Source organism: Alistipes sp. AM16-43, assembly GCF_003435745.1.
Taxonomy (GTDB): Bacteria; Bacteroidota; Bacteroidia; order Bacteroidales; family Rikenellaceae; genus Alistipes; species Alistipes onderdonkii.
Genome location: NZ_QTUQ01000001.1, coordinates 614062 through 626439, shown reverse-complemented (window position 1 = coordinate 626439; position 12378 = coordinate 614062). Strand labels below are relative to the sequence as shown.

The 12378-nt window shown below is 61.9% G+C and carries 9 protein-coding genes; 2 read left to right on the top strand and 7 right to left on the bottom strand.

The window, feature by feature from the left end; genetic code table 11:
• Nucleotides 1–7: 7 nt before the first annotated feature.
• Together DW189_RS02590 and mazG are read right to left on the bottom strand one after the other, a co-directional pair.
• Nucleotides 8–541 carry a gamma carbonic anhydrase family protein gene (locus DW189_RS02590; RefSeq protein ID WP_018695959.1) on the bottom strand — a complete coding sequence of 178 codons (534 nt, stop codon included), beginning with the start codon at nucleotides 539–541 and terminating at the stop codon, nucleotides 8–10.
• A gap of 105 nt (nucleotides 542–646) precedes the next feature.
• A complete protein-coding gene (gene mazG, locus DW189_RS02585) occupies nucleotides 647–1423 on the bottom strand; it encodes a nucleoside triphosphate pyrophosphohydrolase (RefSeq protein WP_022333625.1) in 777 nt (258 codons plus the stop codon).
• 166 nt (nucleotides 1424–1589) lie between these two features.
• On the opposite strand from mazG, the gene DW189_RS02580 reads away from it, so the two are divergent.
• Nucleotides 1590–3749 carry a beta-N-acetylhexosaminidase gene (locus DW189_RS02580; RefSeq protein WP_117506765.1) on the top strand — a complete coding sequence of 720 codons (2160 nt, stop codon included), beginning with the start codon at nucleotides 1590–1592 and terminating at the stop codon, nucleotides 3747–3749.
• 123 nt (nucleotides 3750–3872) lie between these two features.
• Here DW189_RS02580 and DW189_RS02575 read toward each other — a convergent pair whose 3' ends face one another.
• Both DW189_RS02575 and pheT read right to left on the bottom strand, forming a co-directional pair.
• Complete coding sequence (locus DW189_RS02575; RefSeq protein WP_117506764.1) at nucleotides 3873–4523, bottom strand: lysoplasmalogenase family protein; 651 nt, start codon at nucleotides 4521–4523, stop codon at nucleotides 3873–3875.
• Nucleotides 4524–4606: 83 nt separating this feature from the next.
• The gene (gene pheT / locus DW189_RS02570) at nucleotides 4607–7072 is read right to left on the bottom strand and encodes a phenylalanine--tRNA ligase subunit beta (protein ID WP_117506763.1); all 2466 of its coding nucleotides are present in this window, start codon (nucleotides 7070–7072) and stop codon (nucleotides 4607–4609) included.
• Between the two features lie 571 nt (nucleotides 7073–7643).
• Between pheT and DW189_RS02565 the strand changes: the two genes are divergently transcribed.
• Nucleotides 7644–9005 carry a TrpB-like pyridoxal phosphate-dependent enzyme gene (locus tag DW189_RS02565; protein ID WP_117506762.1) on the top strand — a complete coding sequence of 454 codons (1362 nt, stop codon included), beginning with the start codon at nucleotides 7644–7646 and terminating at the stop codon, nucleotides 9003–9005.
• A 137-nt stretch (nucleotides 9006–9142) separates the two neighbouring features.
• Here DW189_RS02565 and DW189_RS02560 read toward each other — a convergent pair whose 3' ends face one another.
• The 3 genes from DW189_RS02560 to DW189_RS02550 form a co-directional block, all read right to left on the bottom strand.
• On the bottom strand, nucleotides 9143–10042 hold the full coding sequence (locus tag DW189_RS02560) for a DMT family transporter (RefSeq protein WP_117506761.1): 900 nt from the start codon (nucleotides 10040–10042) through the stop codon (nucleotides 9143–9145).
• 183 nt (nucleotides 10043–10225) lie between these two features.
• Entirely contained in the window at nucleotides 10226–11386 is a 1161-nt protein-coding gene (gene lysA / locus DW189_RS02555) for a diaminopimelate decarboxylase (protein ID WP_026318381.1), read from the bottom strand.
• A gap of 48 nt (nucleotides 11387–11434) precedes the next feature.
• Nucleotides 11435–12319, bottom strand: a complete 885-nt coding sequence (locus DW189_RS02550; RefSeq protein WP_117506760.1) for a UbiA-like polyprenyltransferase — start codon at nucleotides 12317–12319, stop codon at nucleotides 11435–11437.
• Nucleotides 12320–12378: the final 59 nt, after the last annotated feature.

Below are 12378 nucleotides of genomic sequence, written 5' to 3'. Positions count from 1 at the left end.
GGCAGGGTCATTCATCCTCCTTGAACCACGAGGCATAGAGCATGTAATCGTGCGCCGTGCGGCGGATGATCTCCTCGCGCTGCTCGGGCGTCACCTCCTTGACCTTCTTGGCCGGGACACCCGCATAGACCGAATTGGGTTCCAGCTTGGCGTTCGACAGCACCAGCGCATTGGCCGCGATGATGCAGCCCGAGGGGACGACGGCATTGTCCAGCAGGGTAGCGCCCATACCGATCAGGCAGTTGTCGCCGATGACAGCGCCGTGGACGATGGCGTTGTGGCCCACCGACACGTCGTTGCCGATGATGGTCTGCGACGGGTGTTTGGCCTTGTCGTAAATCGTATGCAGCACGACGCCGTCCTGGATGTTCGTACGGTCGCCGATGACGATTTTGTTCACGTCGCCGCGCAGCACGGCGTTGTACCAGATGGAGCAGTCGCGGCCGATGGTCACGTCGCCCAGAATGACGGCCGTCTCGGCCAGGAACGTATTTTCTCCGATCACGGGGGTGTGTCCCCGCACTTCTTTAATCAATGCCATAATTCCGTAATAAAATTTCTTTGTTTCACATGTATATTTCCCTGCATGACCCGCCACCGTACGGTGGTGCCCCGGACATGGACAGCGCTGCCGGAAGGCAATCTTTTATTCGCCTTTTTTGGCTTCCTGCCACAGGGCCTCCATCTCGCCGAGCGAAAGGTCGTGCAGCGAATTCCCTTGTGCGGCAGCCTGTTCCTCCATGTAATTGAAGCGGCGGATGAACTTCTTGTTCGTACGCTCCAACGCAGATTCGGGATCGACGCCGTAGAGCCGCGCAGCGTTGACCAGCGCAAAGAACAAGTCGCCGAACTCGGCTTCGAGGTTCGCCTTGTCGCCCGAGCGCATCTCGGCCTCGACTTCGGCGGTCTCCTCCTTCACCTTGTCCCACACATCCTCGCGCTTCTGCCAGTCGAAGCCCGTCGCCGCGGCCTTCTCGCCTACGCGGAATGCCTTGACCAGCGCCGGCAGCGAGCGGGGAACGCCGCCCAGCGTACCGCTCTTGCGGTTCTTTTTGCGGAGCTTGAGCGCTTCCCAATTCTCCTTCACCTGGTCGGGCGTATTGGCATGGATGTCGCCGTAAACGTGCGGATGGCGGTATACCAGTTTGTCGCACAAGGCATTGGCCACATCCGCATAGTCGAACGCCCCGGCTTCCTCACCCAGTTTGGAGTAGAACACCACATGCAGCAGCAGGTCGCCCAGCTCCTCCTTGATCCCCTCCATATTGTGGTCGGTGATGGCATCGGCCAGTTCATACGTCTCCTCGATCGTATTGCTCCGCAACGAGTCGAACGTCTGCTCGCGATCCCACGGGCACTCGCGGCGCAGCGTGGTCATCACGTCGAGCAGGCGGGCCGTAGCCTCCAATCGTTTATCTTCCATTATCCGGTTTGTTTTTTCCGCCGTCATGCAGGGCGCAAACTGCCCGAGGCGCCGGGTCGCCCGGCCGCAGCAGCATGCAGCCTGCACGGCCGCAATTTATCCCCTGCAAAGTTAGCACATTCGGCGGAAAATAGTAACTTTGCATCGAACAAAATTCCGCAACCTCATGAAACTACGCTACCTCGCGTCCATCCTGGGCGCCCTTTGTAGCCTCCTCCACGCCCATGCGCAGCCGCTTCCGGCGCGCCAGACGACCCTTCCCGGCACATACCGCATCTCGGCCGGCACGCAGCTCAGCTACGAGACGCCGCTCGCGCCGCTGGCCGGCTACCTGCGCGAATACATCAACGTCGGAAAGGCCAGCGACAGTATGTCGGCCGACGACGCGATCGTGCTCACGACAGACCCGACGCTCGGCCGCGAGGCCTACACGCTGGCCGTGAAACCGCAGCGGATCGAGATCACGGGAGGCGACTACGGCGGCGTCTTCAACGGCATCCAGGCGCTGCTGCGGCTGTTGCCGCCCGAGGTCTACGCCAAGGCGTGCCCGCTGCCCGTCGAAGTCGCCTGCACGCGGATCGACGACGCCCCGCGCTTCGCGTACCGGGGCATGATGCTGGACGTGGCCCGCACTTGGATCGGAGTGGATGGAGTAAAGCGTTACATAGACCTGCTTTCCTACCACGGGATCAACAAATTACATCTCCACCTGTCGGACGACGAAGGGTGGCGGATCGAGATCAGGTCACACCCCGAGCTGACCGAAATCGGCGGCTTCCGCGGCGGCGACTCGCCCGTACGCCCCGTCTACGGGAAATGGGACGAGAAATACGGCGGCTTCTACACACAGGACGAAATGCGCGGGCTGATCCGCTATGCCGCCGTGCGCAACATCGAGATTATCCCCGAGATCGACCTGCCCGGGCACAGCCGCAACATCGCCTCGGTACACCCTGAAATCCGCTGCAATTACCCGCCCGACACGCTGTCGACCAACGGCTACGACTACCGTTCGGCATGGTGCGTGGCACGCGAGGAGAACTACGCGCTGCTCGCGGACATCCTGGGCGAACTCTGCGCGCTGTTCCCCTCGGAATACATCCACGTGGGCGGCGACGAGGTCGACATGACCCAATGGAAGCGCTGCCCCGACTGCCAGGCGCTGATGCGGCAGCGGGGCATGGCAGACCCGCACCAACTGGAAGACCTCTTCATGCAACGCATGGCGGCGATCCTCGGCGCCAACGGCAAACGCCCCGCCGTGTGGAACGAAGCGGTGGCGACGGGCGACCTGGCGCACGACAGCCGCGTCTACGGCTGGCAGAGCGTCAAGGCATGCCTCGACGCCACGGCCAAGGGATACGAGACCGTAGTGATGCCGGGCGAATATTTCTATTTCGACATGCGCCAGACCCCGCACGAGGACGGGCACGACTGGGCGGCGATCTTCGACGCGAAAAAGGTCTTCGGGTTCGACTTCACGGACAAGGGGTTCAGCCCGGAGCAGATGCGCAACGTCGTCGGGTTGCAGGCGGCATTCTTCAGCGAAGCCTACGTCTCGCACGAGCCCGAGAAGCCCGACTACCTCGACTACATGTGTTTCCCGCGTATCTGCGCACTCGCCCGCATCGCCTGGCGCGGCAACGGCGAAGGCTGGGACGCCTATTACAAAGGGCTCGTGGAGAAGCATTACGACCGCATGGCAGCCATGGGCATCCGTTTCCGGCTCTTCCCGCCGAAGGTGAGCTATAAGGATGGCGCATTCACCGTGACGGCCGACGACGGGTCGGAGATATACTACACGGAAGGCGACGCGCCCGAAGAACACCGTTATTCCCGCCCCCTAAAGACCGGAAAACCGCACCTGTACCGCTTCTTCACCCGCTACAAAACGGGGCGCAGCCCCTATGTTGCCGACAAATCCTACTACCGCACGCTCACACCCGCCGTGGCCATCACCACCTCGATGGGCGAGAGCAGGCAGTTCCCCCTTGCCAATGCCGCGGGTTACAAGGGGCTTTCGCGGACGGCGCGCGCCTGCCGGCAGCAGGACTGGGTGCTCTACACCTTCGAGCAGCCGGTGAAATGCCGCGAAATGTACCTCCAGACCGGGAACCGCCAGCTGCCGAAGACCATCATAACCACAGGTTATGCCGAGGTGTCGTACGACGGTGCGACGTATGAGCGGGCGGGCGACCTCGAAAAGGGAAGCATCACCCTGAAGCCGGGGCGCGCGGTGAAAGCCGTGCGGATCGTCTCGACCTGCGACGACAACGGCACGCCCTATGTGACGATCCAGCCGCCGCAGATCAAGCCGGTGCTGTAACGGCGGCCTGCTCCGGCCAGCAACGGCGCATCGGTGCGGCAGGACTGCGGCACATGGATGAAAAGGCTGCAAGCAGGATGCCTTCGGGCCATCGGCGGACGGACGCACGGGCGGAAGCAATCTTCACACGGATCGGCCCTCAGACGGGAGGGCGGGAAGCGATTTTACGGCAAAGCAGAAGAACAGGCACTGCGCCAGGTAGTAGGGAACCATCACGACGTAAGTGCGCCCGGGAACGGCCCCGATGAAACGGCTCCAGGCGATCACGCCGTCGGAAAAAACGAACAGCAGGGCCGCGAAGCGGAACCATGCGGCATACGCCCCGCGATAGCGGAGCACGCTGTAAAGCATCCCGGCGATGACCGCACCGTAAACGGCGACGCCGATCCGTTCGGCCGGATCCAAGACCCGGGGCACGACCCCGGCGAAGAGCAACGCGAGCAACGCCGCGGGAAGCAGCCATGCGGCAGGACGGGCAGGAAGTCCCCCGGCGCAGAGGAAATAGCGGATATAGGCGCCGTGGGCCAGCGCGAAAAACAGCATCTGCGGAATGAACAGTCCCTTCGCACCCGCCGCATCGCCCAGTGCAGACAAGAGGAGTGCAGCCCCGACCGGAAGCAACGCTTTCCGCCGGAGGCAGAAAACCGCCACGGCCAGCAAAAGCACCGGATAGGCCACCTTGTACGGAAGAGCCGCCGCCTTGGTGAAGAACAGGGCGGCGCCTGCGGCAAAAAGCAGGGTAGTCAGGGCCAATATGCGGGAAGTCCGATGCATCGTTTCAGGAAAAATCATTTCAGGGAAAAAGCCGCCCGTCAGAAAACTGGCAGGCGGCTTCGGTTCTTATCCGTCACGACGGGTCATGCACGGACATGGGCGCCGCACTGGCGCTCGAACTGCGCCGTGAGGTTCTGCATGGCCCGTTCGATGGCCTTTTCGTCCAGCGTGCGGGTCTTGTCTTCGAGGATAAAGCTCAGGGCATAGGATTTTTTGCCTTCGGGCAGCTTGTCGCCCTCGTAGACGTCGAACAGCGAAACGCTCTTGAGCAACTTGCGCTCCGTAGCGAACGCCACGTCGCGCAGCGCCGAGAAGGTCACCTGCTTGTCCACGAGCAGCGCCAGGTCGCGCTTCACCTCGGGGAACTTCGACAGCTCCTCGGCCACGATCCGGTGCTTTTTGGTCGATTTGACAAGCGCCTCGAAGTTCATCTCCAGATAGAAGACATCCTGTTTGACGTCGAGTTTGCGGCGGATATTCCGGCTGACCGTACCGATCTGCAACAGCTCCCTGCCGTTGAGCGCCATCGTGAGCGCCTCGCCGAAGAGGTCGCTTTGCAGCGTTTCGGTCTTGAGCGCATAGATGTCGATGCCGAAGCGGCGCAGCAGTTTTTCGGCCACGGCGCGCAGCGTGAAAAACGATGCGGCCTGCGGCTGCGCGTTCCACGAAACGGGCACGGCGATGCCCGTCACGGCGATGGCCAGGCGGTACTCTTCGGAATAGGCCGCCAGGGGGTTTTCGTCCGAACGTTTGGCCTCGTCGTAGAAATAGCAGTTGCCGAACTCGTAGAGTTTCAGGTCGCCGTTGCGGCGGTTGGCGTTGAGCTGCACGGCTTCCAGCATGTTGAACAGCAGCGTCTGGCGCATGACGCTGAGGTCGGCGCTCAGCGGGTTGAGGATGCGCACGCAGTGCTCGGGCTTATAGCTCTCCAGCCCTTCGTAATAGGCCGCCCTGGTCAGCGAGTTGGACATGATCTCCGTAAAGCCGTTGGCCGATAGGTAGTCGGCGGCGAGGTTCATCAGGCGGTTGCGGTCGGGTTTGGGCGCATAGGAAAGCGTCGAACGGACGCGCGAGGGTATTTCGACGTTGTTGTAGCCGTAAATGCGCAGGATGTCCTCGATCAGGTCGGCCTCGCGCTGCACGTCGACCCGGTAGGGCGGCACGGCCACGCTCAGCACGCCGTCCTTCTCGTCCAGCACCTTCACTTCGAGCGCCGCGAGGATCGCACGGACGGTCTCTTCGGGGATATGCTTGCCGATCAGCGCGTCGATGCGGGCGAACGAGACGTCGAAGCGGAAATCTTCGATCGGCGCGGGGTAGATGTCGGTGATGTCGCTCGAAATCTCGCCCCCGGCCAGTTCCTTCATCAGCAGAGCGGCACGCTTGGCGGCATAGACCTGCAGGTTGGGATCGACACCGCGCTCGAAACGGAACGACGAATCGGTGTTCAGGCCGAAGCGCTTGGCGGTTTTGCGCACCCACACGGGGTTGAAATAGGCGCTCTCGATGAACACGTCGGTCGTGGTGTCGCTGATGCCCGAATCCAGGCCGCCGAAGACGCCGGCGATGCACATCGGACGCTCGGCCGAGCAGATCATCAGGTCGTCCGCCGTGAGCTTGCGCTCCACGCCGTCCAAAGTCACGAAGGGCGTACCTTCGGCGCAGGTGCGCACGACGACCTCGCGGCCCTCGATCTTCGCCGCGTCGAACGCGTGCAGAGGTTGTCCCAGTTCGAAAAGCACGAAATTGGTGATGTCCACCAGGTTGTTCTTGGGGTTGATGCCCGCGGCACGCAGGCAGTTCTGCATCCACTCGGGCGAGGGGGCTATCTTGCAGTTTTTTACGGTCACGCCCGCATAGCGGGGCGCTGCCTCGTGGTTCTCGACGCGGATTTTCACGCCGAGGTCGTGGTTGTCCGGGGCGAAAGCCGACACGTCGGGCATCTTCACCGAAACATCTTCCCCCCGGCTGCGCAGATAGGCCGCCAGGTCGCGCGCCACGCCGATGTGCGACGCGGCATCCACACGGTTGGGCGTGAGCCCCACCTCGATCAGGTAGTCGTCCTCGATGCGGAGGTAGTCCCTGGCCGTCGTACCTGCCACGGCATCGGCGGGAAGCTCCATGATCCCGTCGTGCGAGGCTCCGATGCCCAGTTCGTCCTCGGCACAGAGCATGCCGAGCGACTCCACGCCGCGGATCTTGCTGCGCTTGATCTTGAATTCCTCGTCGCCGCCGCCGGGGTAGAGCACCGTGCCCACCGTCGCGCAAAGCACTTTCAACCCCGCGCGGCAGTTGGGGGCGCCGCAGACGATCTGCAGCGGTTCGCCCGTGCCGACGTCGACCGTGGTGACATGCAGGTGGTCGGAATCGGGATGATCCTCGCAGGAGAGCACCTCGCCCACCACCACGCCCGCAAGGCCGCCCTTGACGGTCTCGATCTTCTCGAAGCCCTCGACCTCGAGTCCGATGTCGGTCAGTATCCGGGCGACCTCTTCGGCCCCGAGATCGGTGTCGATGTAGCGTTTGAGCCAGTTATACGAAATATTCATATCGTTGAATTTGAGAATTAGCTAAAATCGAACAAAGATAGTGAAAAATTGTTAATTCCGACCGGATAAACGCATGAAACCCACAGCCGGTAAAAAATTATCCGCCGCCGAGGCCGGCACCATGCACTTCGCGGCATACGGCCCGGAGGACTGCATCCGGCGCTCGGCCGCGGGGCTTCCCTGAGCGTCGCCGGGCAAGGGCACGGGAGCCGCAGCGGCGGGGCAGGGCAGGGGACGACAGGGAGGACTGCCCCGCCCCGGTTTCCCGCAGGACACGCCCGGATGCGGAATAACTCATATATTTAGGTGTCGAAAATTTATGGCGAAAAATTTGGTTTTACGGTTGCGACCCGTTATATTTGCCAAAACGAAACAGGAATTTATGATCCGGAACTTTAACATACAGGCATGGTGGTGGCGCTCGTTGACTCTCGTGGACAATGAGTGCGGCTCAGTGCGTGTATAGTTGAAAGCATAACGAACACACAAGCCCGTTGTTTACGAGAGAGTAAACAACGGGCTTTTTCTTTTGCATCACATTTTACCGAACACAGAAATAGACAAAAAAAACATGGAAACAAAGAAATTCTGCCTGACCGAGCGTCAGATGCCCACACAATGGTACAACATCGTGGCCGACATGCCCAACAAACCGCTGCCGCCGCTGCATCCCGCGACCAAGCAGCCCGTGACGAAGGAGCAGATGAGCGCCATCTTCGCCGAAGAACTGATCGACCAGGAGATGTCGACGGAGCGTTTCATCGACATCCCCGAAGAGGTGCAGGAGATCTACAAGATATGGCGGCCTTCGCCGCTGGTGCGCGCCACGGGACTGGAAAAAGCCCTCGGCACCCCGGCAAAGATCTATTTCAAGAACGAAAGCGTATCGCCCGCCGGGTCGCACAAGCCCAACACCGCCGTGCCGCAGGCCTACTACAACTACAAGCAGGGCATACGCCACCTGACGACCGAAACGGGCGCCGGGCAGTGGGGCGCGGCCATCGCCTTCGCAGCCAAGCACTTCGGGCTCGACGTACAGGTTTTCATGGTGAAGGTCAGCTACGAACAGAAACCCTACCGGCGGCTGATGATGAACACGTGGGGCGCCGAGTGCATCGCGTCGCCCAGCACGATCACCGCCTCGGGCCGCGCGGCGCTCGAACGCGACCCGAACTGCTCGGGAAGCCTCGGGCTGGCGATCTCGGAGGCCGTGGAGATGGCTCTGCAACACCCGGAGGACACCCGCTACTGCCTGGGCAGCGTGCTGAACCACGTGATCCTGCACCAGACCGTCATCGGGCAGGAGGCGGTCACGCAGATGGAGATGGCCGATGCCGAGCCGGATGTGGTGATCGGGTGCTTCGGCGGCGGCAGCAACTTCGCAGGCATCGGGTTCCCGTTCCTGCGCAGGAACCTTGTCGAAGGCAGGAATATCCGCATCGTGGCCGTCGAGCCGTCGAGCTGCCCGAAACTCACGCGCGGCACGTTCCAGTACGATTTCGGGGATGTGGCCGGGTTCACGCCGCTGCTGCCGATGTATACGCTGGGACACGACTTCCAGCCGTCGGACATCCATGCGGGCGGCCTGCGCTACCACGGGGCGGGTTCGATCGTGAGCCAGCTGTTGAAGGACGGGCTGGTCGAGGCCCGGTCGCTGCCGCAGACCGAGACCCTCGCGGCCGGCATCCTCTTCGCCAAGACCGAGGGGATCATTCCGGCACCCGAGTCGACCCACGCCATCGCGGCGGCAATCCGCGAGGCGTTGCAGGCCAAGGAGGAGGGGACGCCGCGGACGATCCTGTTCAACCTCTCGGGCAACGGCGTGATCGACCTCTACGCCTACGAGCAGTACCTGGCCGGGGCGCTGCGGGACTACGTGCCGGGCGACGACGAGATCGCAAAGACGGTCAGCCAGTTAAGCAAGATCATCTGACGGGCGGAACCATCCGCGACCGAAAAGGATGCCGGCCTTCGGGCGGGCATCCTTTTTTATTCCCCGTGCCGCACGCGTCGGGATGTATTACGAAGGGGAGGGGCCGACGCAATACACAGCAGCACCCGGAACGCAGGCTACCGCGACCCGAGCCACAGGAAGACCATGCCGACCAGGATGAGGACGAGATCGACGGCCTTGGCACGCAGGTTCCGTTCGCGGAAGAGCAGGGCACCGCAGGCGAACGAAACCACGACCGAGCCGCGGCGCACCATCGACACGACGGAAATCATGGCGTCGGGATCGCGCAGGGCCATGAGGTAGGCGAAGTCGGCCAGCGACAGGAATACCGAGATCAGCGGGATGGCCCAGCTCCAGTGGAAAGGCGCGGAGGCGTGCCGCTTCGGCCACCATACCACGGCAGTCAGGACGGCCATCATGAAGAATTGGTAAAGGTTGTACCAGCTTTGCACGAAGACCGGGTCGAGGCGCGCCATGATATATTTGTCGTACAGCCCGCTGACGGCACCCATGACGGCGGCCAGGGCGATGCAGAGTATCCAGACGTTGTGCGCGAAATCGACCCCTTCGCGGCGGCTCGAACGGCTCAGCATGAAGAGCGACACGAGTGCCAGTAAGACGCCGGCCCACTGGCAGGCGTTCAGCCGCTCGCCGAAAACGAGCATGGCCCCGACGAGCACCATGACGGGGCGCGTGGCATTGATCGGCCCCACGATGGTGATGGGAAGGTGCTTCATGCCGAAATAGCCGAAGATCCAGGACGTAAGGACGATGACGGATTTGAGCACCACCAGCCCATGGGCATGGAGCGTACCGGGCGACGCCTCCAGCACCGTACCTTCGAACCACCCGAGTCCGCATTCGGCCGAGAGGAGCGCCGGAAGGAAGACGAGCGACGAAAAGAGGGTGTTGAGCAGCAGCACGGGCAGTACGGCATTGCCGGTGAGCGACTTTTTCTTGGCCACGTCGTAGAAACCCAGCAGCGCGGCGGATGTGAATGCGAGGGTCAGCCACATAATGTAAGTTCGGCGGGAATGAGGTTCATGGAATTCGGGGGCGGTAAGAGCGGCAACCCGCAGGGTTTGCATTACGGCGTCTGCGATGTTGTCCGAACGGAGAATTCCCCTGAACCACCACCGTTTTCAAATGGCGATTCGGGGGAATGTCCTTCCAACGGTTCCGGTATCGGGAAAAACCGATTATTGAATCTCGTCGCTGTAAACGGCGCCGGGCAGGTCGTGGAGGTTGTAACGCGAAGCCATCGACATGCCGTAGGCTCCGGCCGACTTGATCGTAAGCAGGTCGCCGCGGCGGGTCTTGCGCAGGGTGACGTTCTCGTCGAACACGTCGGTCGATTCGCAGGCCGTGCCCACGATGGTATATTTGTCGCGCGCCTCGTCTTCGGAGGTGATGTTCTCGATGTTGTGGTACGAACCGTAGAGCGCCGGACGGATCAACTCGGTCATCGAGGCGTCGACGATCACCAGCTTGCGGCCCGTGGCGGTGGTCTTGTTGAAGAGCACCTTCGTAATCAGCTCGCCGCATTCGGCGACGATCGAGCGGCCGAATTCGAAATGCACTTCGCGGTCGCCGACCGAGAGGTGGTTGTGCACGATGGAGAACAGCGAGGCGAAATTGGGGATCGGTTCGTTCTCGGGCACGTCGTAGTTGACGCCCAGGCCGCCGCCCACGTCGACGAAACGGAACGAACAGCCCAACTTTTCGAGGTTCTCGACGATGACGTTGACTTTGTTGCACATGTTCTCGAAGACGTGCAGCTCGCGGATCTGCGACCCGATATGCAGATGCAGGCCGATTATATTGATATGCTTGAGCGCGCGGATCTCCTTGGCGTGCTCGAGTACCTCTTCATAGGAAATGCCGAACTTGCTGTCGGCCTGTCCCGTATCGATGCAGTGGTTGGTCTTGGGGTCGATGTCGGGGTTGATGCGCAGCGCCACGTCGGCCACGCGCCCGGCCTCCCCGGCCAGAGCATCGACCAGCTCCAGCTCCTCGATCGACTCGCAGTTGATGGCCAGGATATCCTGCTCGATGGCGTAGCGCAGCTCCTTGTCGCGCTTGCCCACACCGGCATAGACGATACCCTTGGGGTCGAAGCCCGCCTCGATGGCCTTGCGGAGCTCGTTGCCGCTGGCACAGTCGATACCCAGCCCGTATTCGCGGATGATCGCCAACAGGTGGTCGTCGTAGTTGGCCTTGATGGCGTAGTGCACCTTGTAACCGTATTTTTTCGACTCGTAGACGACGCTTTCGAGGGTCTGGCGCAGCAACGCCGTATCATAAAGATAGAAGGGGGTTTCGTAGCCCCGGAGCTTTTGTGCAATTTGTCTGCTTAGCATTTTACCTAACTTTTAACCTGTTGAAGTTGCAAATATAAGCGATTTGGTTTATTTGAGCAAATCCACGATCACGCCCGCAGCGAGCGAGAGACTCGCCAGGCCGTTGAGCGTCCCGAAGGCGATGCCGATATTGCGCTGCCGCGCGGGCGTGACGAGCAGGTGTTCGAGCACCAGCAGCCCCGTGAAAACACCCGCCCCGAGCCAGAGCCACACCGAACCGGGGCAGTAGGCCATGAACCAGCCGAGGGCGGCAATGCTCACCGCATGCAGGCCGCAGCTGACGCCCAGCGCCGAACGCGCCGAAAAACGCGCGGGGATGGAATGCAGGCCGTGCCGACGGTCGAATTCGGCGTCCTGCAACGCGTAGATGATGTCGAAGCCCCCGCACCAGGTCGTCACCAGCAGGGCGAGGATGAACGGTTCGACGACGACGTGCCCGTCGAAGACGACGTGCCCGGCCGCGGCGATAAAAGCCCCGACGGGGGCGATGCCGAGCGAAAGTCCCAGCACGAGGTGCGCCAGCGGCGTGAAGCGCTTGCAATAGCTGTAAACGAGGATGACGGACAACGCCACGGGCGACAGGATGGCCGCCAGGCGGTTGATCGTCGCGGCGGTGAGGATGAAGAGCAGGGCATTGACGGCCACGAACCACAGCGCATGCCGCGCCGGGATTTTGCCTGCGGGTATTTCGCGCCCGGCCGTACGCGGGTTCTCGGCGTCGATGCGGCGGTCTGCCCAGCGGTTGAAACCCATGGCGGCATTGCGGGCGAAGACCATGCACAGGATGACCTGCACGAGGACGATGTACGGCCAGCGGGGGTTATGCAGCGGGGCGTAACGGAGCCCGTAGACGAAGCCCACCATGGCAAAGGGCATGGCGAAGACCGTATGGGCGAACTTGACGAGCGAAGCGTATTTCAAAACGGCATTCATGTGCGGAAACGGTATTTGAGACCGCAAAGATAGGAAAAATTCCGCTCCGGCGCATTTGC